Genomic DNA, 21,997 nt, shown 5'->3' with positions numbered 1-21,997 from the left:
ATTTCCGGAGGCGATTCGCACGAACCCTGTGAACCCGGCCCGCCGCCCCGACGAGGAACGCGGGTGAGGTGGGTCGTCGTCATGCTGATCGGGACGGCCGTCGTGAGCGCGCGGATCGCGCCGCACGTCGAGATCGTCATCCAGGGGCCGGTGCCGACCGTGCCCGCCCTGATCGCCGCCGAGGTGGTCCGCCGCCTGGTCGGCAGCTTCCTCGGCAAGGACCGCTGAGGCAGGCACAGCTGAGGTAAGCACCGCTCAATGACCGCCGGCCGGGGATCCGGCGCCCCGGCCGGCGGCCGCCGCCGTCAGCCGTCGCTCTCCCGATCCGTGCCGGCCCGATCCGTGCGGTCCCGATCGGCGCCGTCCGCCGCCGGCCGGTTCAGCAGGGCGGCGAGCGGCGGTTCCGTCGCCAGCACCGCGCCCACCGTGATGGTGCAGGTGAGCGCCGCGCAGGTGGCGATCAGCCAGGACAGCAGGGTGAACACCGAGCCCAGCGAACCGTACGTCGCCAGGCTGCGGTTGAGCGCGTGCGGCATGTACAGGCGGGCGGTCACCGACAGCGCGGTCATCGCGGCGGCCGTCAGCACCGCGCCCGGCAGCAGCGGCAGCCACGCGACCCGTTTGCTCAGCAGCAGCCGCTGCGTCCACCACCAGACGGCCACGTCCGCCAGGAAGGTCAGCGGCAGGCCGAGCCAGCGGCCGACGCCGAAGCCGTCGTGCAGCGGGCCTTGCAGGATGAGCACGGCCGACCAGGCCACGATCCAGGCGAACCACCGCCAGATCGCGACCCGGGTGGCCGCCCTCGGCAACTGCCAGGCCCGCTCGCAGACCCGGGCCATCGCCCGGCTGCACGCGGTGGCCGAGAGCAGGGCCATCAGCGCGCCGATCACGCCGGTGGTCTGCTGGAGGTTCTCGCCGTTGCCGCCGTAGACCTGCTTCAGCTGCTCCTCGGAGGCCCCGGTCAGCCCGAACACGTTCCGCGCGGAGGCGACCAGCTGGTCCTGCACGGTGTCCGGCGCCACCGCCGCCACCACGAACAGCAGCGGAACGGCCGTCAGGAACAGCTGCGCCGCCAGCCGGGTGCCCGCGTCGAGCAGGTTCACCGAGAGCATCCGCGCGGTGAGCGTGGTGATCACCGGGAACCGCTGCTCCGCGATCCCGCGCAGCCGCACCCCCTGGGCCTTGCGGCGCGCCAGCCACGTGTCGCCGTCCGTGCCGCCGCCGTCCGTACGGCCGGCCTTCGTGGCGCCACCGTCCGTGGCGCCGCCGTCCGTGGCGCCGCCGTCCGTGGCGCCGCCGTCCGTGGTGCGGCCGTTCGGATCGCCGTCCGCGCTGCCGCCCTTGCCGTCACCGGGGGAGAGGCGGGCCATGGGCGACCTCCACTCCGGAGCGGCGAAGCGGCGCCCGACGGCACCTGTCAGCGCATTATGCGCCAGATGTCCGTCTTGACGGAGTCACCGCCCGCCGTGTCGCCACTGCCCCGGGCCTGCGGCGATCGCCGGAACCATGGCCGAAACGGCCTACCGCCGCTCCTTGGCCGCCCGCAGCGAGTAGACCAGCGGGACGCGCGGCTGCCCGGCCGGGAAGCGGTAGCTGCCGCGGTCCTCCTCGAGGACGGCGAAGCGCGGGAAGAACGTGGTGTCGTGCTCGTGCAGGAACTCCAGCCGCAGGCCCGCCGCCGTCAGGGCGCTGACCACCTCGCCGATGCCGTGCTGCCAGTCGACGGTCATGGTCGCCTTCATCGGGGCGTCCCGGTCGGCGTACGTGCCGGGCAGATCCCACGCATGCGGTCCGCGATCGAAGTAGTCCTCCTCGACGCTGCGGCCGTCCTCGCCCAGGACATCGGCGAACGGATGGAACTCCGCCAGGTAGAGGAAGCCGCCGGGCGCGACGAGAGCCGCGGCCGTCCGCGCCCAGCTTTCCATGTCCGGCAGCCAGCACAGCGCGCCGATGCCGGTGTAGACGACGTCGAAGGTCTGGCCGTCGAGCGCGGCGACGGCGTCGTACACGTCGGACGTCACGAAGCGCGCCGAGTCGGCGCCGATCCGCTCGGCGATCGAACGGGCCGCGTCCACCGCGGAGGCGGAGAAGTCGAGGCCGGTGACGGTGGCGCCGCGCCGGGCCCACGACAGCGTGTCGAGGCCGATATGGCACTGGAGGTGCAGCAGCGTCCTGCCGGTGACGTCGCCGACCTCGTCGAACTCGAACTCCCTGAGCCGGGTCTGCCCGGCGACGAAGCCGGCCACGTCGTAGTGGCCGCCCGCGAGGTGGATCGGGACCCGCTCGTCCCAGTTCGCGAGGTTCACGGCGCGCCAGTCGGCGGGAGGTTCGATCATGCCCGGCGACGCTAGTCGGGAGACCGGGCCGGGCTCAATCGGATTACCGGTCCGCGGACCCGGCCGGCGGGCCGGATCTGATCACCCGTATGGCGGATGCACGAGTGTACGTACTAGTAGGTACAGTTGGGCGCAGCAGCCACCGACCGTCCACTGAAAGGCAGTCACCACCTCATGTACGCCATGCAATACGCGATGACCCTGCCGGCCGACTACGACCTGCCGCACCTGCGCGAACGGGTCGGCGCGGCCATGCACACCCTGGACGACCTGCCCGGCCTCGGACTGAAGGCGTACCTCTTCCGAGAACGCGGAGTCGCGGGCTCCCCGGTCAACGAATACGCCTGCTTCTACCTGTGGGACGACACCCGGGCGATGGCGGACTTCCTCTTCACCGGCAGCGGCCGGTTCCAGAACATCATCCGGGCGTTCGGCCGCCCGGCCGTCGACCACTGGACCGGCATCGCGGCCTTGCCGGGACCCGCGCGCGGCACCGCCCCGAGGATGGCCACCCGTCAGATACGCACACTCGGCCCCGGCCCCGGCCCCGGCCCCGGCTTCGACGACGACGGCCTCGCCCTGGCCTCCCTGGTGCAGCGCGAGCTGGCCGAACTGCGCGCCCTGGCCGGGCGGGCGGGGGTGCACACGGCGGCGCTCGCGCTCGATCCCCGTGGCTGGCGGCTGGTCAGATTCGTGCTGTGGCAGGACGGTGTCCCGGCGGAAGAGGCTGGTGGGGACCGGTACGACATGCTGCACGTATCGGCCCCGGGAGTCGCCGAACTGCCGGACGGGCTCGGGCGGTAGTAGCGGGGAGGCGTAGAAGGAGGGACTTGGGGAAGGGGCCGGCAGTCGCCTCGCGGCGAGCGCCGTCGGCGGCACTTCTTTGAAACGTTCCCGGTCGCCAGGTCGCCGCAGGCCACACCACGTTTCACAGGAGTCATCCAACGCCCCGCCGCGCCCCAGGCGTTAACAAAGTATTGACATGCTCTTGTTTGGAGCGGAACACTCCGGAGCTGGGAGAGCGCTCTCCCGACTCTCCGGCCGTCGAGCCGATCGACTGTCCCGGCGGCCGGCCGGACCATCCATCCGCTTCGAAGCAGCAGCAGGAGGTCTCCATGCCACGGAGGTCGAGAGTGGTCTCAGGACTTCTCTTGTTCAGCGCAATGGCCCTGACCACGGTGAGTCTCAGCGGGGTCGCCACCTCGCAGACCGCGTCCGCAGCACCGCCGTCGTCGGCCACCGCCGCGCAGGCGGGACACACGTCGGCGAACATGGCCGGCATGGCGAACATGGCCGGCATGGCGAACATGGCCGATCCGGCCGCCGCCCCGAACGCCTCGGGCGACGACCCGGACGGTGACGGCTACATCATGGCGAACCCGCCGGTCACCGGTGTGACGCCGTCCACGTACGACCCGCCGCACGCGTACTTCCACGAGTTCCAGGCCAAGTGCGCGCCCAACCACACCGCCCCCGACGACCCGATCGTCTTCCCCGGCCAGCCCGGTGCGTCGCACGACCACACGTTCATGGGCAACCTCAGCACCAACGCGAACTCCACCACCGCCTCCCTGGAGGCGGCGAGCGGGACCTCGTGCAACGCGGTCGGCGACAAGTCCGCGTACTGGATGCCGAGCCTGTTCAACGGCGACCAGAAGATCCTGCCGATCGGCCCGCAGACGATCTACTACAAGACGGGCGTCAACGACTACACCAGCGTGCGCCCGTTCCCCAAGGGCCTGCGCTTCGTGGTCGGCAGCCCGATGCAGACCCAGGACGAGTTCAAGAACCTCAAGGGAACCGTCGAGGGCTGGGAGTGCGGGACGAGCTACAAGAACTTCAACTTCCCCGCGACCTGCCCGACCAGCCCTGACACGCAGCTCAACATCCGCCTCCAGGCGCCGAGCTGCTGGGACGGGATCCACCTGGACACCCCGGATCACAAGAGCCACATGGCTTACCCCATCCCCAGCGGGGCGAACCAGAACGTCTGCCCGGCCGACCACCCGGTCGCCCTGCCGATGATCGAGTTCAAGATGGCCTGGCCGGTCAACGGCGACATGTCGCAGGTGCACCTGGCCAGCGGCGCCGGCTTCTCCTTCCACTACGACTTCTTCGCCGACTGGGACACAGCCACCCAGTCCGCGATGGTCACCCACTGCATCAACGGTGGCCTGCAGTGCGACGACCACGGCTATGACCAGGAGCACCCCGACAAGGGCGCGGTGCTCGACGGGAACTACCAGCTGATCCAGTAACCCGCGACCCCTGGGTCCCGGGTTGTTTTTCGGCTACCCGGGAGAGCGCTCTCCCATGGATCCTCCCACTTCCTTCACAGGTGAACCATGACCCCCACAGATTCTGCTCACCCCCACAATTTCTCCCGACGCGCGGCTCTCGGCGGGCTGGTGGCACTGGCCGCCGCACCCGTCCTGGCCGGCCGGGCCGCAGCCGCGGCCCCCGGCGCCGGGACACGTACCGGCGGCTCCGCCGCCGGCCGGGCCGCGTCCCCCGCGGCCGACCCCGACTTCGGCCCCAACGTCCTGGTCTTCGACCCCTCGATGCCGGTCGCCGACATCCAGGCCAAGGTCAGCCAGGTCTTCGGTACGCAGGAGTCCAACCAGTTCGGCACCGAGCGGTACGCGCTGCTCTTCAAGCCGGGCACCTACCAGGGCCTCGACGTCAACGTCGGCTTCTACACCCATGTCGCGGGCCTCGGCCTGTCGCCCGACGACGTGGACATCCACGGCCTGGTGCACGTCGAGGCCGACTGGATGCAGGGCAACGCCACGCAGAACTTCTGGCGCAGCGCGGAGAACCTGTCGGTGACCCCGACCGACGGGACCAACCGCTGGGCGGTCTCGCAGGCCGCTCCGCTGCGCCGGGTGCACATCCGCGGCGAGGTCCCGCTGTGGAACGGCTACGACGGCTGGGCCAGCGGCGGCTTCATGGCCGACTGCAAGGTCGACGGCCGGGTGGTCTCGGGCTCGCAGCAGCAGTGGCTGACCCGCAACAGCACGCTCGGCGAATGGGCCGGCTCGGTCTGGAACATGGTCTTCGTCGGGGTGGACGGCGCGCCCGCGCAGAACTTCCCCAACCCCTCCTACACCGTGGTCGACCAGGCCCCGGTGATCCGCGAGAAGCCGTTCCTGTACGTGGACGGGTCCGGCGCCTTCCAGGTGTTCGTCCCCGCGCTGCAGACCGGCGCGCGCGGTGTGACCTGGAGCGGCGGCGCCAAGGGCGACTCGATCCCGCTGTCCGACTTCTACATCGCCCACGAGGGCGACTCGGCGGCGACCATCAACTCCGCGCTGGCGGCGGGCAAGCACCTGCTCGTCACCCCCGGCGTGTACCAGCTGGACGACACGATCCAGGTGACCAGGGCCGGCACCGTCGTCCTCGGCCTCGGCATCGCCACCCTGGTCCCGAACGGCGGCGTCACCGCGCTGTCGGTGGCCGACGTGGACGGCGTCAAGATCTCCGGTCTGCTGGTGGACGCCGGTTCGGCGAGCTCCGATGTGCTGGTGCAGGTCGGCCCGAAGGGCGCCACCGCCCGGCACACCGCCGACCCGACCCTGCTCCAGGACGTCTTCGTACGGATCGGCGGCGCCCAGGCGGGCAAGGCCGGCGTCAGCGTGGAGATCAACAGCGCCGACGTCATCGGCGACAACCTGTGGCTGTGGCGGGCCGACCACGGCACCGGTGTCGGCTGGGACGTGAACACCAGTGACAGCGGACTGGTCGTCAACGGCGCCGGCGTGGTGATGTACGGGCTGTTCGTCGAGCACCACCAGAAGGCCGAGGTGGTCTGGAACGGCGACGGCGGCCGGACGTACTTCTTCCAGAACGAGATGCCCTACGACCCGCCGAACCAGGCGGCCTGGAAGGACGGCGCCGGCAACGGCTACGCCGCCTACCAGGTGGCCGACTCCGTCAGCTCGCACGAGGCGTGGGGCGTGGGCAGCTACTGCCTGTTCCTGGCCGACCCGTCGGTGGTCGCCGACCGCGCCTTCTCCGTGCCCGACACGTCCGGTGTGCGGTTCCACGACCTGGTCACCGTCTCGCTCGGCAACGACGGCACGATCAGCCACGTCATCAACGACGCAGGCGACCCGGTGAACAACACCAACACCGGGATCTCCTACCTGGTCAGCTACCCGTAGGCAGCCGACCTCCCCCCAACTCCCCCCACGCACAGTGCGTTCCCCCACCGCTCGAAACTGCTCGAAGGAGAGCCGTATGCACCACCCCCCCACACGAACGGCGAAGAAGGTACTCGCTCCCGCCGCCGCGGCGGCACTGCTCACCGGCGCCCTGGTCGGACTCCAGGCGCCCGCCGCGCACGCGGCAGGCAGCGTGGTCAAGGTGACCGGATCGCAGGGCGCCTGGCAGCTGTCCGTGGACGGCGCCCCGTACGAGGTCAAGGGCCTGACCTGGGGTCCGCCGCCCGGTGACGCCGCCAAGGACCTGCCCGACGTGGCCAAGATGGGCGTCAACACCATCCGCACCTGGGGCACCGACGCCACCACCGCCCCGCTGCTCGACGCCGCCGCGGCCAACGGCATCAAGGTCATCGCCGGCTTCTGGCTGCAGCCCGGCGGCGGCCCCGGCTCGGGCGGCTGCGTCAACTACCTGACCGACGACACCTACAAGAACGACATGCTCAACGAGTTCCCCAAGTGGGTGGACGCCTACAAGGACAACCCGGGCGTGCTGATGTGGGACGTCGGCAACGAGTCGGTGCTCGGACTCCAGAACTGCTACAGCGGCGACGAGTTGGAGCAGCAGCGCAACGCCTACACCACCTTCGTCAACGACATCGCCAAGAAGATCCACTCGATCGACCCCAACCACCCGGTCACCTCGACCGACGCGTGGACCGGCGCCTGGCCGTACTACAAGAAGAACGCGCCGGACCTGGACCTGTACGCCGTCAACTCCTACAAGGACGTCTGCAACGTCAAGTCCGCCTGGGAGGCCGGCGGTTACGACAAGCCGTACATCGTCACCGAGGGCGGCCCGGCCGGATCGTGGGAGGTCCCGAACGACGCCAACGGCGTCCCGGACGAGCCCACCGACCAGCAGAAGGCCGACGGCTACACCAACGCGTGGGGCTGCGTCACCGGCCACCAGGGCGTGTCGCTCGGCGCCACCCTCTTCCACTACGGGAACGAGGACGACTTCGGCGGCATCTGGTTCAACCTGGTGCCCGACGGCCTGAAGCGGCCGTCGTACTACGCGGTGAAGAAGGCGTACGGCGGTGACACCAGCGGCGACAACATGCCGCCGCAGGTCACCGACATGAACGTCGCCGACGCCACCACCGGCGTGCCGGCCGGCGGCAGCGTGACGATCAGCAGCCACACCACCGACCCGGAGAACGACCCGATCACCTACCAGGCGCTGTTCAGCAGCATCTACATCGACAACAACGGAGCGCTCACCCCCGCCGACAGCACCACCAACGGCGACGGCTCGCTGACCGTCAAGGCACCCGACAAGGTCGGCGTCTACAAGGTCTACATCAAGGCGACCGACAACCACGGCAACGTCGGCATCGGCTCGAAGTCGCTGCGGGTGGTGCCGCCGAAGGTGGACGGCACCAACGTCTCGCAGGGCAAGCCCGCCACCGCCTCGTCCTTCCAGACCGACCCGACCGGCGGCTGCCCCTGCGAGGCCGCCAAGGCGGTGGACGGCAACTTCGGCACCCGGTGGGCCAGCGACTGGAGCGATCCGCAGTGGCTCCAGGTCGACCTGGGCACCAGCACCACGTTCAAGCACGTCCAGCTGGCCTGGGACCCGGCCTACGCCAAGTCCTACGACATCCAGACCTCGGACGACGCGGTCAACTGGACCACGGTGAAGTCCGTGACGGACGGCAACGGCGACATCGACGACCTCGACGTCAACGGAACGGGCCGGTACGTCCGCATCCAGGGCACCCAGCGCGGCTCCGGATACGGCTACTCCCTCTACGAGTTCGGCGTCTACAGCTGACAAGGAGGCAGGCGCTCATGATGAAGACACGCATCGACCGGGCCCAGCCGCACGTGCTCGGCCTCTTCCGGATCGTCGTCGGGCTGCTCTTCGCCTGCCACGGCGCGGGTTCGCTGTTCGGCTGGTTCGGCGGCGAGGAGCTCTCCGCCGGGTCCTGGCCAGACTGGTACGCGGGAGTCATCGAGCTGGTGGCCGGCACGCTCGTGCTGGTCGGCCTCGGCACCAGGACGGCCGCGTTCCTCGGCTCGGGCGCGATGGCGTTCGCGTATTTCGACGTCCACCAGCACCGCGCGCTGCTCCCGATCGAGAACGGTGGTGAAGCGTCCGTCTTCTTCTGCTGGGCGCTGCTGCTGCTCGTCTTCCACGGCCCCGGCACGGCCGCCCTCGACCAGGTGCTGCGCTCGCACGTACCGGCGGCCTGGCGGCGGCCGGCGAAGGCACCGGCCGAGGACCGGACGGTGCTGCCGGTCTGACGACGAGCACGTCATGACGCGGGACGCCTGACGGCGGACCTGTGACGCCGGCCCCGGAGCAACTGCTCCGGGGCCGGCGTCATGCCGGGGCGGTCGGACGGCGAGCGGAGCGCGGGCTCACCAGCCGCCCTCCGACTGCGGGGCGGGGGGCGCGTGTCTGGCGTGCTCCTGTGCCGACGACTCCACCATCGACGGCAAGTTGTCCACCAATTCGAGCAGGCTGTGCACTTGGCGGTACGCAGCCCGGATGACCGGCGGTCCGTGAAGGGCCGCTTCCGGCAGCGTCTCATCGGCGCGCAGGTCCAGTTCGCGCTGCTTGGCCCCGCTCTGAGGGTCCGCCGGATTCCACGCCACGACCCACTGAGCCCAGGGCCGGACGGCCGCGAACTCGGCCAGTCGTCTGCGCCACCCGGGCGCGTTCACCGTCCAGCGGTCCACCAGCACGATCTCTGAGATCGGCCCCCCGGCGCGGCTGGCGGCGATGTCGTCGGCCGGCCACGACCCGGTGGGGAAGGACCGGATCTCCACGACGTAGGCGGAATCGTGCAGCAGATCGGCGGTGAAACGGGCCAGCGGGACGGCGGAGTCCGGGTGGAAGGGGTTCCAGTCCTCCGCTCGCGGCCCGTAGTAGTCGGCATTGCGTCCCTCGGGGAGCTCGCCCAGAGTGGCCGCGGCCACGATGACGCGCAGCCGGCGGCTGACCCGCGGAGCGCTGAAGGCGCTGGGAATCCGCCGGTGGTCCACCGGCCGCCCGGGTTCGACGCTGAGGCTCTCCGCCACCGTGACGACGCGCTTGGCGAGTTCGTGGACCGCCGTCTCGTAGGCGCCGCGGAAGCGGTTGAGCTTCATCAGCCCGTACAGGCCCTCCTTGACGTACGGTTCGCCGAGCCGGGCATGGTCGAACTGGAGCTGTGCGGCCACCGTGGGCAGCCGGGTGGACGGCACCGGCACCCACCAGGCAGGCACGATCGCCCGGTCCATCAGCACGCTCCTGGTGTACGGGCGCACCTGCCGCTGTGCGAAGGCGGACCACTCCTTGCCGCACATCTCGCTGGCGAAGTACCGCGGCGACATCAGCGGGACGAACACCCGGCAGTTCCCGAGCGCGTCGGACAGCTGCTCCGACCAGTCCTGGCCACCTGTGCGGATGTCCCGGTCCATGAACCCGGCCGGTGTGTCCGCGGCGAGGTCGGTGAGGGACAGCACGCGCGCGGAGAGGTCCTGGTAGAGCCGGGTCACCCACAGGTCGGGGTCGGGCACGTCCGGGTCGGCGATCGGCGTGTGCGCGTAGCTCAGGAAGAAGTACGGCCGGCCGGCGGCCGTGCGGGCTGTGCGGGGCCGGGTGGTGACGCGCCGCGGCGGCGGGGCCGCCTTCTTCCGCGGCAGGCCGGGGGCGTCGACCGCCATCCCCTGGGCGCGAAGCGTGCCCGCCGACACGGCCGCGAAGGGATCCCGGCTCGCCGAGACCCCCGTGCCGTCCGCGCCGCCGCCGACGACAGCCGGAAAGCGGTCAGGAGACGCCGAGTTGGCCTGCATGAACCCGTCCACCGCGTCCTCCACGCGGTGCGCGTCCCGCGCGCCGAGCCGGCCCATCAGCAGTTCGCGGGCGCCCTCCCGGAACCGCAGCACCGGGTGGCCGCGCCGCGTGCCGCGCTCCGTGACGGTGACCAGGCCGCCGACCACGAACTCGGCCAGATCGGCGGGGGAGGCGTCAGGCACCAGCTCCCGCTGGACGAGCCTGAGCACGTCCAGGTTCACCTGCGGGTACATCGAGCAGAGCATGGCCAGCCGCACCGCGGCCGGCGAGGCGCGCAGCAGGTAGGCGTCCGTCAGCGTCCGGTCGTCCGGGGGTTCGACTCCGCCGGTCACCGGCGCCTGCCCGCCCGGGCCGGGCGCCGGGACGAGTACCGCCTCGCACCCGGCGGGATCGGATCGCATGAGGGTGCGGGCCCAACTGCCGAAGGCGTACGGCGACAGCGACAGTACGGGCACCGGCAGCCAGCCGCGCCGGTCCGCCGCCGGGAACGCCTCGTCCAGCAACAGCGTCGCGCTGTACCGCAGTCGGGCGTTGGCCGCCCCCGGTACGCCCGGTGAGGTGACCCGGGCGGCCGGCAGGTCGAGGCCGGCGTGCCGCCACATCTTCGATGGAAGGGGGTTGATCAGAGCCGTCGGCGTGGAGTCCGCCCAGGTCCGCAGCCGCTGCCACTGCGTGCCGTCCCGCCAGCCGGCCGACGCGCAGTCCGACAGGACGAGCATCAGGCTGCGCGGCCCGGCGGACCGCAGGCCGCCCTCGGCCGTCGGCTGCCCCAGCGGACCGTGCAACTTCGGTCCCCTGCCCGGGGTTTCGCTGGTGTACAGCTCGCGGACCCGCATCGTGCGGAAGACGCCGGTGCGCGAGATCACCCGCTGCAACTCCTCGGCGGTGTCCGTCCACACCGCCATGGTCGGCGATCCGTCGATGACCAGCGTCGCGTCGAACCAGCGCTCGGGCGCGTCGGAGAACACCGGGATGAGCTCGCCGCTGCGGGTGTAGTCCGACACCGTCGCCGCGATGTCCAGACGCTGCCGGCGCCCGTGCCGCCAGGGGCGTTTGAGCGGCTTGAGCGCCCGCGCGAGGTCCCGCCCCCTGGGCAGGGCCGCGGCCCGGGGGAGCGAGACCCGCCGTCCCGGCAGGCCGGCTCCGGCCTGCCAGGGTTCGTGCAGCGGTGTCCGCGGTTCGGCCGCCCGGCCGGGCTCCTCCCGCGGCGCCCCCGTCTCCTGCTCGGGCCCGGAGCCGGCGGACAGGCCGGAGTCCTCGTCCGTCTCCGCGCCGACCGGCGAGAAGCCGTCACCGCGGCCGGCCAGCCACAGGATCTCCGCGATCGACACGGCGTCCAGCTCCCGGCCGAGGCCGAGCAGCGCGTCGACCACCGCGCCCAACTCCGTTGCGCGGACGGGCTCGTCAGGCACCGGAGAGGTCCTTCATCAGCAGCCGGACCAGCTTGCCGCGCTCCACCTCTCCCAACTGCGCGGTGGACGGCGACCGCGGCGGCCCGTCGAGCAGATGGATCGTGCTCAGCAGCTGGTCGATCGCGATGCTCTCGCCGCCGCGGACGCGGCGCACGAAGTCCTCCACCAGCTCGGCGACCGGGCCGTCCTCGGGGACGTCCATCCGCAGGTGCTTGCGCACCACCTCGCGGACCAGCGCGGACGTCGGGCGCGGCATCGAGAACCGCAGGCAGCGGCGCAGGAACGGGGCCGGCAGCTCCTGCTCGCCGTTGCTCGTCATCACGATGAACGGGAACTCCGTGCACTGCACATGGCCGCGCTCGACCACATGGGTGCTGTCCTCGCCGGATATGCGCAGGCGGGCGACCTCCTGGCCCTCCCGCCGCAGTTCCTCCACCAGGAACTCGCCGCGCTCCAGCACGTCGAGCAGGTCGCCCGGCAGGTCCAGGTCGGCCTTGTCGATCTCGTCGATCAGCAGCGCGCGCGGCCGGGGCGAGGGCAGCAGCGCGGTGCCCAGCGGCCCCAGCGTCATGAACGCCGAGATGTCGTCCTCGGCGATCTCGGCGCCCGGTTCCCCCGCGCGGGCCTTCTCCTGCTGCAACCGGTGGGCGTGGATGCGGCCGAGCACGTCATAGCGGTAGAGGGCGTCGGCGAGCGTGCTGCGCGAGGTGACGTGCCAGCGCAGCACCGGGCCGAGCGCCAGCTCCGCCGCCACCTGCTCGATCACCGTGGACTTGCCGGTGCCGGGACTTCCGGTGATCAGCAGCGGACGGCGCAGCGCGAGCGCGGCGTTCACCGCGTCGACAAGGCCCTCGGGCGGGTGGAACTCCTCGGCCGCCGAGGACCGGGGAAAGCGCCGCCACGGCGGGGGATCGGGCAGCCGCACGTCGTCCCTCACCACGCCGTCCCCTCGGTAGTACGGGTTCCAGGTCATCGGCCATCCTCATTCAGGGGTCTGGGTCGGGGTCTCGGTCAGCGCTCTCAGTCGCTCTGTACAGGGGGGATCGCGGTCCGCACGACCCGGCAGAAGCGCAGCCAGTCGCCGTCGTCCCACACGGCACGCAGATCGGCGAAGTCACCGGCCTCCTCACCGCGCCAGCGCAGCCGGTAGACGTGGCCGAGGCTCTCCGGCATGGTCCACCAGTGCGTGCTCAGGCAGTCGTGCCGCTCGCGGAGGAAGTCCTTCGCGCCTCGCGGCCACAGCAGGACGGGCGTGTGGGTGAGCAGGATCTCCAGCAGCTGGTCGTCGAGCCCCGCGTGGTGGATCAGCCCGATCCCGCGCCGGTAGCGGCCGTTGCGCAGGCTCTCGTGCAGGACGTCCCGGGCCGCCGTGTCGCCCTCCGCCAGCCAGTCCACCGGCACCTCGGAGGTGGTCGCGTCGATCCGCCGCCAGCGCTCCTGCACGGTTCCCTGGATGCGCCGCAGGACCGGGTCGGGTGTGAGCCGGCGGCTCCAGTGCAGCACCACGTCGTACTGCACCCCGTAACGGGCGTCGTCCCCCGCCTCCTCCGGCCGCCAGTCGAGCAGCAGGCCGCTCGGCAGCGCGATGTCGAGCCGCCGCAGCGTCACGTCGAGCGATTCGGCGTGCTCCAGTGCCCACGCCACCGCGTCCTCGACGGCGGCCTCGCCGCCCCGCCGGTCCACCGTGGGGCAGTCGGCGTCCCGGCGTTCCAGCAGCACATCGTCCTGGAACAGCCAGCAGTTCACGGTCTCCGGCCAGCCGCCGGAGAGCGAGGAGGCGAAGCTGATGACCAGCCGCAGCCGGCTGTCGTCGCCGCCCTCCGCCGCCCGCTCCACGGCGTCGTTGACCTCCTGCTGCGCGGTGACCGACTGCGCCCACGCCCGGAGTTCGGGGGAGCCGGGATCCTGGCCGGCGTCCTTGACCAGCCGCACCACGAACTCGGCCACCGACGGGCGGCAGCCGTCGCGGCTCATGGGGTGGTCGAAGACCAGCCGGTCGATGATCGCGACGTCGGTGAACGCCGGGGCCGGCGTGAGAGTGCGCTGCTCCGCGGCGAGTTGGGCGCGCAACGCGCGGCGCAGCCGGGCGGTGGTCAGCTTGCTGCCCAGGTGCTCGCGGAGGAACTCGACGGTGCGCAGGGCGATCAGCGTGTAGTCCACGGCGACCATCGCCCGGTTCGCGGCCGGTGAACGGGCGAGCAGCTTCAGGCGGTTGAGGCTTTCCCGCGCCGACTCCAGGTCGAAGGGCGGCTCCTCCGCCGGTTCGCCGGGCCCGGCTGCCTCCGCGGGCGGGAGCGCGCCGAAGGCCGCGGCGAGTTCCTCCTTCGCCAGCGGACCGAGGAGGCTGCCGGGGACGCTCTCGTGATGGCCGGCGTTGCGGGCGATCCAGAGCGGTCCGGTGCCGAACGGGTCACCGTCGTGGTCGTCCCCGGTCACGTCCTGCCCGGCGATCGTCCCCCGCAGGGCGCCCAGCACCTCCCGTACACCCAGCACCGCTCCCGCGCCGGGCAGTCCCGCGCGGATCACGCCCGCCAGAGCCCTGGAGAAGGAGAGATCCTTGGCCTGCTGGTTCACCGATGAGGCCGTCAGCAAGGCGAGGCGGCTGCGCCCGTTGCGCGGCCCGGCCGTCAGATCCTGGGCCTGCGGCAGCGCGCCGGCCGCGTGGCAGGTGTCGATGATGCCGACGACGCCGGGGATGTCGAAGTTGTTCGCCGCGGCAGCCAGCAGCTCCCCGACGTTGACCGCCCGGTCGGTCGCACCGTCCGTGGAGTCCCGGCCCATCAGGTACAGCGTGCTGGTGCTGCCGGGCACGAAACCGTGTCCCAGCAGCGCCAGGACGAGCGTCGCGCGGTGCTCGGCCGCGCCCCGGATCGCGGCGCTCACCGCCGCCCTGATCAAGCCGTCCGTCAGGTCGTCGCCCGTGATGAGGGACTCGCCGTGGGGCAGCCCCGGCTCGCAGCCGCCGAGCCTGCTGTCGATCAGGGCGCCGTGCAGCGCGGTCGCGGCCTCCTTGAGACGGTCGAGGTGCCTCATGGACGCGCACTGCGGAGCCACCACCAGCAGGTGGCGGCGGCCGTCGCCGGTCATGGCGCGGGCCGGTCGGCGGGATCGGACCGCGGGGCGGGCCCGCGGGCGGGATCGGGCCGCGGCGCGGGTTGCCGCGCGGCACCGGACAGGGCCTCGGCGACGGGTCCCGCGACGCCGGGCTGCGCCAGGTACTTCACCGCGGAGTGCGCCCACACCCCGTCGGAGTCGGTCCGCCGGCTGCACGCGGCGACGCCCGCCGCGTTCGGCCGGATGTCGGCCTCCAGCCGGGGGCGGACGGCGATGACGTCGTCCCGGTCCCAGAAGTTCAGCCAGCGCACGACCCCCTCAGGGGTGCTCGGCGGCTGCGGGCGCAGCCTCGGCCGGACGACCGTACGCATCGACAGGGGCGAGCCCAGGGTGACCAGCAGCGGTGTGCCGGCCGGGTGGTCGTGCAGGGCCTCCAGGGCGACGACCGTTCCCAGCGAGTGCGCGACGACCACCGCGGGTTCGCCGCCGAGGGCCGCGTGCAGCCGCTGCCTGATCCGTTCGTCGAGGGGCCGGCCGGACGCGTCGCGCTCCCCGCGGGCCAGGTACCGCGCCACCTGCGCAAGGTCCGCGACCAGCAGTTTGGGAGCCGCCCAGCGTGCCATGCCGCCCCAGGGCGGCAGCGCCATCAGGGTGGTCGCCACGTTCAGCGCGCGGCGCACCACCGCGAGGCCGCCTTGGGCCTGCCCGTCCGGAGCGGCCTCGGCAGCGGCATGGGCCAGCACCCTGCTCCGGGCCCGCCAGGCGTCGTCCCTCGGCGCGTCGCCCTCGGCGTGCTCGGCGGCGAGGGCGTCCACTAACTCCACGAGCAGGGCGCCCAGGATCTCGCCCTCCGTCTCCTCCTCCGGCAGCAGCTCGCCGCCGCCTTGGGCCTGCGGGGGCGAGAAGAGGTCGGCGTAGTAGGCGAAGGAGCACAACTCGGAGTCTGCGGCGGTCAGTTGGGCGGCGAGTGCGGAATGGCCCGCGGCCCGCATGCCGGACGCCAGCGCCCCCGACCACTCGGCCACCTCGTGTGCGGGATCGCGGATTCCGCCGATCCCATGGACGAACACCAGCCGTGGCCCCATCCGTTCCTCCCCCACCCCATTGGTTGAAGAGGCTAGCAACGGGACGGTCGGCGGCGCAGCGAAAGATGCCGGTATACGCCGCTCGCCGGGCTCATGGCCGATTCGTTCAAGAGAACGGCGGCGGCCGCCCGGTACGGTCGCGGACATGGACAGCACAGACCGCACCGACAGCACGGCTGGCACGGCCGGCACAGCCGGCACAGCCGGCACCGGCAAGGAGTCCCGGCACGTCAGCGTCTTCATCGACCGGCCCGTCGCGGAGGTCTACGACTACGCCTCGAACCCGGTCAACCTGCCCGCGTGGGCGCACGGCCTCAGCGGCTCCGTCGAGCGCAGCGGCGACGTGTGGATCGCCGAATCCACCGGCCTGGGCCGCGTCACGGTCGCTTTCGCGGCGCGCAACGAGCTGGGCGTGCTCGACCACGACGTCACGCTGCCGTCGGGGCAGACCGGTTACAACCCGGTCCGGGTGATCGCGGACGGGCAGGACGGGCAGGGCAGCGAGGTGGTGTTCACGCTCCGCCGGCAGCCGCAGATGAGTGCGGCCGACCTCCAGCGGGACGCCGACGCGGTGGCCGCCGACCTGGCCCGGCTCAAGGAGCTGATGGAATCCGCGTAGACCGTTCCCGCATACGGAGAACGGTCCACGTACGGGCGGTGCCGGGATGGCTGACACCGCCGCTCCGCGCCGCTCCCCGCCGTCTCGCCGACAGAAAGGCCGACACCCATGACGTTCCAAGAGCTGCACCGCCGCGACGGGCTCCCGCTGCTGCTGCCCAACGCCTGGGATGTCGCCTCGGCGCTCGCCTTCGTCGAGGCCGGGTTCCCCGCGATCGGCACCACCAGCTTCGGTGTCGCCGCGGCGGCGGGCAGCCCAGACGGCGGGCGCGCCTCCAAGGAGGCCACCCGCGCTCTCGTCCGCCGGCTCGCTGACCTGCCCGTCTACGTCTCCGCCGACATCGAGGACGGCTACGGCGACGATCCGGCGGAGGTCGCGGCTTACGCGGAGAGCCTGGGCATCGACGGCGTCAACATCGAGGACAGCTCGGACGAGCAGCTCATCGACCCGGCGCGGCACGCGGCCAAGGTCGCCGCGATCAAGGAGCGCGCTCCGGGTCTCTTCGTGAACGCACGTGTCGACACCTACTGGCTCGGCCGGCACGCCAACGTCGCGGACACTCTGGAGCGCGCCCGTGCCTACGCCGCCGCCGGAGCCGACGGGATCTTCGTCCCCGGCGCCACCGAGCCCGCCGACCTGACCGCACTGGCCGAAGGGGTCGGCCTGCCGGTCAACGTCCTCGCCCATCCCGCCCTCACCGTCGAGGAGTTGGGCGGCCTCGGAATCCGTCGGGTCAGCACCGGCTCGCTGCCCTACCGGGCCGCCCTCGACGCCGCCGTCCACGTCGCCACCAGCCTCCGCGACGGCCGCACACCCCCGGCCGCCACCCCGTACCCCGAGATGCAGCAACGCCTCGTGAAGCACAGCCGCCGCTGAACGGCACCGGGCCGCCGGGATGCGACCCGGCCGTCCGGGTGTTCACGCCTTCTGGATGCCGGTGGGGTGAGACCGTACGGTGACGGTGCACCCGCAGCCGGTCACGGGCGGGGCGGAACGGAGGAGTTGGCGTGCTGGAAGCCGAGATCGCTTCGCTGCTGTCGAACCTGGCCGGGCAGATCCTCGGCGACGCGTGGACGGCGGTAAGGCCGCGGCTCGCCGTCCTGCTGCGGCTGCGGGGCAGACGGCAGGACGAGAGCGTGCTCGGCGAGCTGGAGGAGGCGCGGGCCACCGCCGGGACGGGGGACCAGGACGAGGCCCGCAGGCAGATCGAGGGCCTGCTGCGTCCGGTGCTCGACGCCATCGCCGCCGAACAGACCTCCCTGGTCTCGGAGATGAGGGAACTGCTCGCGGCGACGACGGCCGCCGCACCGGCCAGGCCGCTCGCCCGTATCGCGATCTCCGCCATGGACGACTTCGAGAACCACGACGCCGAACTCTCCGCCATGGATGGGGCCTTGGCGGCGGGGCGCGACAGGCCGGGGCCCACCGTGCTGGTGGCCTACGGTCCGCGCGGCATCGGACTGACCACCCTCGCCCGGCAGTTCCTCATCAAGCACCGCGACGAGTTCGGCGCCGGCCCCGAACTCTCCGCCGTCCTGGCCAGGGACGCCGACGGCCGGCTCCCCGACGCGGAGGCGGTGCTCGACGGTTGGTTCAGGCTGCTGCACGTGCCCGCCGGCGAGGTGCCGGCCGACCTGCCGGGGAAGATGGCCAAGTTCGCCCAACTCACCGCCTCCGGGCCGGTGTTCGTTCTGCTCGAAGACGTGGCGCTGGCCTCCCAGGTCAAGCACTTCCTGCCCGCGTCGGCGCAGAGCGTCGTCCTGGTCACCAGCCGGCAGCTCCCGCGCAGTCTCGCCGCCGAGCTGCACGCGACGCCGTTCAGGATCGAGCCGCTGCCGCCGGAGCACAGCAAGAGGCTGCTCATCCGCTCCGGCCGGCTGGCGCAGTACGCGGCATCGCACGGGGCGGCGATCGACACGGCGGTGGGCGCCTGCGCGGGCAATCCGCTGCTCGTACGGATCGCCGGCGCGCAGATGCTCTTCGACCAGCCGTACAGCATCGGCGAGTTCGTCACCGCGCTCGCCGACCGCAGCCCCGGGACCAGGCTGGGGGCCTTCGACATGGACGAGCGCTCCGGCGCCGAGATCTTCGACGCGGGCTACCGCGACCTGTGCCGGCGCGCACCCGACGCCGCCGAGGTCTACCGCTGCCTGGGCACGCACCCCACCGGGGAGTTCGACGAGGACGTGGTGGCGGCGATGGCACCCGGCCTCGACGGCGGCGCCCGCGGCAGGGCCATCCGTACCCTGATGGACGCCAGCCTGGTCGAGCGGACCGGGGGCGGGCTGTACCGGCTGATCAGCGGACTCGTCCACGCCCACGCCGCCGAGTGCGCCCGCGCCGGCCTCACCGCGCAGGAGCGCGCATCGCTGCGGCGGCGCTGCGTCAACTACTACGTGGACCTCGTCGAGCGGTTCGACGCGAGCCTCTCACCGCGCCACCGGCACGACCCGGCGGGCGGCTACACCCGGTACGGGCTGCTGCCGGCCGATGCCCAGGACGTCATGGTCGAGGAACTGGTACGCCGCCGGCAGATCCTCAAGGCCGTGGTGCGCGCCGCCCATGAGGCCGGCACCGAGACGGCCGGCACCGAGGCCGAGTGGTACTACGACGCCACCTGGCGGCTGGCGCAGGGCCTGTGGACGTTCTACCTGCGCTGCGGCTTCCACGCCGACTGGATCGAGGTGTACGGCCTGGCCTGCGCGGCCGCGCTGGAGTGCGGCGACCTGCTGGCCCTGGCCCGTATGCACTACGGGAGCGGCTTCGCCCACCTCGACCGGTGGGCGCGGGCCGATCCGGCCGCCGCGCGCGAGCAGTTCGAGCGGACCCTCGAACTCGTCGGCCCGGCGCTGCGCCGCGAGGACGCGTCCGCGCAGGAGACCGAGGGATGGCGGCGCACCTGGTCCAGCGTGCTCGAAGGGATGGGCCTGCTGGAGAACCGGCTCGGCGACTCCGAACTGGCCCTCGTCCGCTTCGACGAGGCGCTGTCCGCGCTCGACGGCGTCGACCACCCGCGCGGCAAGGCGCTGATCGCCCTGCACCGCGGGCCGGTACTGAGGAAGCTGCTGCGCTTCGACGAGGCCGACGCCGTACTGGTGGCCGCCCGCGCGGACTTCCTCGCGCTGACACCGCCCGACGCCTTCAACGCGGCGAAGGCGAGCGCCCGTTACGGCGAGGTCCGGTGGGCGGCTGGGCGTACGGCCGAGGCGCTCACCGCGTTCGACGAGGCCGTGGCCGGCCTGAGCAAGCCGCGGCACGGCTACCAGCGGGCCCAGATCCTGCTGTCCAGGGGGGATCTGCTGCACGCCCAAGGGGAGTCGGGCCGGGCGCGGACGGACTGGAGCACCGCGGCCGAGCTCTTCCGCGCGGCGGGCAGCGAGCGGGTGGGGGACGCGGAGCGCCGCCTGACGGCCGGCCCTGACCGCCCGGACCCGGGCCCGGCGTCACCCGGCGGCGCCGACCGGTAGCGGCCGCCCAGCGGTGGCGCCGACCCCGTCCGCGCCACCGTCCGCCTGCCGGAAGCGTCGCGCCGGCGGCCTCACACTCGCCGGCCGGCCACGTCCTGGGCCGCGCGCCCGCCACCCGCGCCCCTGCCGAAGCCGCCCCCCGGTGGCCGCGCGGAGACCCGGTCAGGCCAGTCCCGCCGCAATCGCCCGGCGCACCGCGTCCGCCCGGTCGCGGATGTCCGCCTTCGCGAACAGGTTGTTGATGTGCGTCTTCACGGTCGCCTCGCTGATGAAGAGCTTCTCGGCGATGGCCCGGTTGGGCAGGCCGCGGCCGATCAGCGTCAGCACCTCGCGCTCGCGGGGCGTCAGGTCACCGGGCAGCGGCTGCCCGGGAGCCGAGGCCGCCGGGGCGGCGCGGACGGTGGCGAGCAGCCGGTCCTGCACCTCGCGGTCGAGCACGGACTGGCCCGCGGCGGCGGCCCTGATCGCCCGGATGATGTCCTGCCGGCCGGCGTTCTTCGTCAGGTAGCCGCGGGCGCCGGCGCTCAGCGCGGCCAGGATCGAGTCGTCGTCGGCGAACGTGGTGAGGACGACGACGGCCACCTCGGGGTGCTCCTCGCTCAGCCTGCGGGTGGCGTCTATCCCGTCGAGCACGGGCATCCGCAGGTCCATCAGCACCACGTCCACCGGCCCGGCGGCGACGGCGGCCAGCACCTCGCTGCCGTCCGCCGCGGCCGCGACGACCTCGATGCCGTCGGCCAGTCCGAGCACCGCGGCCAGCGGTTCCCGTACGGCGGCCTGGTCGTCGGCGACGATCACCCGCAACGGCCTGGGGTTGTCGGTCGGTTCTGTCATACCGGGATCACTGCCTCCACTTGCCAGCCGCCCTGGTCAGGTCCCTCGACGACCGGGCCGGCGGTGAGGGTGCCGCCCAGCAGGGCGACGCGTTCGCGCATTCCGATCAGTCCCATCCCGCTGCCGACACCCGGCTGCACCGGGCGGGTCGCGGGCCGGTTGCGGATCCGCAGCGAGACCGACGCGGCGGTGAGCTCCAGCTCCGCGGCGACCCCGCCGCCCGGCGCGTGCCGGGCCGCGTTGGTCAGCGCCTCCTGGGCGATCCGCAGCAGGTTCTGGACCACCCGCGCCGGCACGTCCCCAACGGTGCCGGAGACGGTGAGCACGTTCCGGTGGCCGGACGACTCGAGCATCGCGGTCAGGCTCTCCACCAGCGGCAGCGAGTCCTCGCGGAGCGCGTGCACGGTCCACTGCGCCTGCTTCAGGCTCTCCTTGACCAGGCTGTGCGCCTTGTCGTTGGCCTCGCGCACCTTTTCCAGGTCGCCGGTGTCGATCAGCGCGTCTGCCAGCTCCAGCTGCATGTTGATCCCGGCCAGCGAGTGCGCCAGGACGTCGTGCACGTCCCGGGCGATCCGGCTGCGTTCGGTCAGTACGGCGGTCTGCGCCTCGGCCCGGGCGGCCCGCTCCGCGGACTGCGCCGCGGAGATCGTGGACCGCACGGCCTGGTGCTGCGCCCGGTTGAGGATCCCGATCACGACGGGCGCTCCGGTGGCCAGGCCGAGGACCCAGGGCAGCAGGTGGTGGCCGGGCCCGAGGTGGAAGTAGAGGACGGCGCCGCAGAGCAGGCTGCAGGCCGCCGCGAGGACGACGGCCGGTTTCGTCGGGAGCCGGTATCCGATGTGCCCGGCGAGGAAGAAGGCGAAGAGGTAGCCCGTTCCCTCGCGGCTGACGCCGATCAGCGCCGCCGCCACCAGGACCCCGAAGGACAGCCAGACGACGGTGAGGCGCTCGGGGATCCGGTCCTCGGGCACGCCCCGGATCAGCAGCACCGCGCAGTTGAGTACGAACAGGACGGCGACCGCCAGGCCCCGCCCGCTGACGCCCATCGGCCGGATCGTCACGGTCCCCACGACGATGGCGGCCACCGGCAGCAGCCACCACACCCGGGTGTCCCGGCCCGGCACCAGCCGGGCCGGCCCCGGCGGGACCGGCCCGGGCGAGGGGTCGGTCTCCGCGGTGGGCA

At 72.5% G+C, this 21,997-nt stretch carries 17 protein-coding genes; 9 read left to right on the top strand and 8 right to left on the bottom strand.

What is annotated here, in order from left to right:
- Nucleotides 1-81 precede the first annotated feature (81 nt).
- Entirely contained in the window at nt 82-228 is a 147-nt protein-coding gene (locus tag ACQPW6_RS05525) for a hypothetical protein (RefSeq protein WP_433888400.1), read from the top strand.
- 77 nt (nt 229-305) lie between these two features.
- Here the strand turns inward: ACQPW6_RS05525 and ACQPW6_RS05520 are convergent, their stop codons facing one another.
- A complete protein-coding gene (locus tag ACQPW6_RS05520) occupies nt 306-1,370 on the bottom strand; it encodes a YhjD/YihY/BrkB family envelope integrity protein (RefSeq protein ID WP_433888399.1) in 1,065 nt (354 codons plus the stop codon).
- A gap of 150 nt (nt 1,371-1,520) precedes the next feature.
- Nucleotides 1,521-2,336 carry a class I SAM-dependent methyltransferase gene (locus tag ACQPW6_RS05515; protein WP_433888398.1) on the bottom strand — a complete coding sequence of 272 codons (816 nt, stop codon included), beginning with the start codon at nt 2,334-2,336 and terminating at the stop codon, nt 1,521-1,523.
- A 174-nt stretch (nt 2,337-2,510) separates the two neighbouring features.
- Here ACQPW6_RS05515 and ACQPW6_RS05510 point away from each other — a divergent pair, with 174 nt between their 5' ends.
- The 5 genes from ACQPW6_RS05510 (at nt 2,511) to ACQPW6_RS05490 (ending at nt 8,806) form a co-directional block, all read left to right on the top strand.
- On the top strand, nt 2,511-3,140 hold the full coding sequence (locus ACQPW6_RS05510) for a DUF4865 family protein (protein WP_433888397.1): 630 nt from the start codon (nt 2,511-2,513) through the stop codon (nt 3,138-3,140).
- Nucleotides 3,141-3,487: 347 nt separating this feature from the next.
- A complete protein-coding gene (locus ACQPW6_RS05505; protein ID WP_433888396.1) occupies nt 3,488-4,594 on the top strand; it encodes a DUF1996 domain-containing protein in 1,107 nt (368 codons plus the stop codon).
- Nucleotides 4,595-4,681: 87 nt separating this feature from the next.
- Nucleotides 4,682-6,499: an adenylyl cyclase gene (locus ACQPW6_RS05500; RefSeq protein WP_433888395.1), complete on the top strand. Its 1,818-nt coding sequence runs from the start codon at nt 4,682-4,684 to the stop codon at nt 6,497-6,499.
- Nucleotides 6,500-6,575: 76 nt separating this feature from the next.
- Entirely contained in the window at nt 6,576-8,333 is a 1,758-nt protein-coding gene (locus ACQPW6_RS05495; RefSeq protein ID WP_433888394.1) for a discoidin domain-containing protein, read from the top strand.
- 20 nt (nt 8,334-8,353) lie between these two features.
- Nucleotides 8,354-8,806 (top strand): DoxX family protein, encoded by a 453-nt coding sequence (locus ACQPW6_RS05490; protein ID WP_433894434.1) that lies wholly within the window; start codon nt 8,354-8,356, stop codon nt 8,804-8,806.
- A gap of 117 nt (nt 8,807-8,923) precedes the next feature.
- Here the strand turns inward: ACQPW6_RS05490 and ACQPW6_RS05485 are convergent, their stop codons facing one another.
- The 4 genes from ACQPW6_RS05485 to ACQPW6_RS05470 are packed head-to-tail and all read right to left on the bottom strand — an operon-like array spanning nt 8,924 to nt 15,894.
- Nucleotides 8,924-11,755, bottom strand: a complete 2,832-nt coding sequence (locus ACQPW6_RS05485; RefSeq protein ID WP_433888393.1) for a TIR-like protein FxsC — start codon at nt 11,753-11,755, stop codon at nt 8,924-8,926.
- Entirely contained in the window at nt 11,748-12,728 is a 981-nt protein-coding gene (locus tag ACQPW6_RS05480; protein WP_433888392.1) for an AAA family ATPase, read from the bottom strand. Before ACQPW6_RS05480 ends, ACQPW6_RS05485 begins: the two co-directional genes overlap by 8 nt.
- Nucleotides 12,729-12,775: 47 nt before the next feature.
- Nucleotides 12,776-14,842 carry a hypothetical protein gene (locus ACQPW6_RS05475; RefSeq protein ID WP_433888391.1) on the bottom strand — a complete coding sequence of 689 codons (2,067 nt, stop codon included), beginning with the start codon at nt 14,840-14,842 and terminating at the stop codon, nt 12,776-12,778.
- A complete protein-coding gene (locus ACQPW6_RS05470; RefSeq protein WP_433888390.1) occupies nt 14,839-15,894 on the bottom strand; it encodes a hypothetical protein in 1,056 nt (351 codons plus the stop codon). The genes ACQPW6_RS05475 and ACQPW6_RS05470 overlap by 4 nt, the downstream gene beginning before the upstream one ends.
- Nucleotides 15,895-16,039: 145 nt before the next feature.
- Here ACQPW6_RS05470 and ACQPW6_RS05465 point away from each other — a divergent pair, with 145 nt between their 5' ends.
- From ACQPW6_RS05465 to ACQPW6_RS05455, 3 genes are all read left to right on the top strand, one after another.
- Entirely contained in the window at nt 16,040-16,513 is a 474-nt protein-coding gene (locus ACQPW6_RS05465) for an SRPBCC family protein (protein WP_433888389.1), read from the top strand.
- A gap of 108 nt (nt 16,514-16,621) precedes the next feature.
- Nucleotides 16,622-17,389, top strand: a complete 768-nt coding sequence (locus ACQPW6_RS05460) for an isocitrate lyase/PEP mutase family protein (protein ID WP_433888388.1) — start codon at nt 16,622-16,624, stop codon at nt 17,387-17,389.
- Nucleotides 17,390-17,520: 131 nt separating this feature from the next.
- Nucleotides 17,521-19,980, top strand: a complete 2,460-nt coding sequence (locus ACQPW6_RS05455) for a hypothetical protein (RefSeq protein ID WP_433888387.1) — start codon at nt 17,521-17,523, stop codon at nt 19,978-19,980.
- Nucleotides 19,981-20,142: 162 nt separating this feature from the next.
- Here ACQPW6_RS05455 and ACQPW6_RS05450 read toward each other — a convergent pair whose 3' ends face one another.
- Nucleotides 20,143-20,814 carry a response regulator transcription factor gene (locus ACQPW6_RS05450; protein WP_433888386.1) on the bottom strand — a complete coding sequence of 224 codons (672 nt, stop codon included), beginning with the start codon at nt 20,812-20,814 and terminating at the stop codon, nt 20,143-20,145.
- Complete coding sequence (locus tag ACQPW6_RS05445; protein ID WP_433894433.1) at nt 20,811-21,860, bottom strand: sensor histidine kinase; 1,050 nt, start codon at nt 21,858-21,860, stop codon at nt 20,811-20,813. The genes ACQPW6_RS05450 and ACQPW6_RS05445 overlap by 4 nt, the downstream gene beginning before the upstream one ends.
- Nucleotides 21,861-21,997: the final 137 nt, after the last annotated feature.

Origin of the sequence: Streptomyces sp. CA-111067 (assembly GCF_050956065.1) — a bacterium.
Classification (GTDB): Bacteria; Actinomycetota; Actinomycetes; order Streptomycetales; family Streptomycetaceae; genus Actinacidiphila.
Note: the sequence above shows the minus strand (reverse complement) of the source record. Positions and strands in the feature narration are given on the sequence as shown.

Bases quoted from the DNA above. Each gene is read 5' to 3' on its own strand.
- ACQPW6_RS05460 (WP_433888388.1), top strand. From the start codon at position 16,622: ATGACGTTCCAAGAGCTGCACCGCCGCGACGGGCTCCCGCTGCTGCTG.
- ACQPW6_RS05495 (WP_433888394.1), top strand. From the start codon at position 6,576: ATGCACCACCCCCCCACACGAACGGCGAAGAAGGTACTCGCTCCCGCC.
- ACQPW6_RS05470 (WP_433888390.1), bottom strand. From the start codon at position 15,894: ATGGGGCCACGGCTGGTGTTCGTCCATGGGATCGGCGGAATCCGCGAT.
- ACQPW6_RS05480 (WP_433888392.1), bottom strand. From the start codon at position 12,728: ATGACCTGGAACCCGTACTACCGAGGGGACGGCGTGGTGAGGGACGAC.
- ACQPW6_RS05510 (WP_433888397.1), top strand. From the start codon at position 2,511: ATGTACGCCATGCAATACGCGATGACCCTGCCGGCCGACTACGACCTG.
- ACQPW6_RS05475 (WP_433888391.1), bottom strand. From the start codon at position 14,842: ATGACCGGCGACGGCCGCCGCCACCTGCTGGTGGTGGCTCCGCAGTGC.
- ACQPW6_RS05450 (WP_433888386.1), bottom strand. From the start codon at position 20,814: ATGACAGAACCGACCGACAACCCCAGGCCGTTGCGGGTGATCGTCGCC.
- ACQPW6_RS05520 (WP_433888399.1), bottom strand. From the start codon at position 1,370: ATGGCCCGCCTCTCCCCCGGTGACGGCAAGGGCGGCAGCGCGGACGGC.
- ACQPW6_RS05515 (WP_433888398.1), bottom strand. From the start codon at position 2,336: ATGATCGAACCTCCCGCCGACTGGCGCGCCGTGAACCTCGCGAACTGG.
- ACQPW6_RS05445 (WP_433894433.1), bottom strand. From the start codon at position 21,860: ATGGGCGTCAGCGGGCGGGGCCTGGCGGTCGCCGTCCTGTTCGTACTC.
- ACQPW6_RS05490 (WP_433894434.1), top strand. From the start codon at position 8,354: ATGAAGACACGCATCGACCGGGCCCAGCCGCACGTGCTCGGCCTCTTC.
- ACQPW6_RS05500 (WP_433888395.1), top strand. From the start codon at position 4,682: ATGACCCCCACAGATTCTGCTCACCCCCACAATTTCTCCCGACGCGCG.
- ACQPW6_RS05465 (WP_433888389.1), top strand. From the start codon at position 16,040: ATGGACAGCACAGACCGCACCGACAGCACGGCTGGCACGGCCGGCACA.
- ACQPW6_RS05525 (WP_433888400.1), top strand. From the start codon at position 82: ATGCTGATCGGGACGGCCGTCGTGAGCGCGCGGATCGCGCCGCACGTC.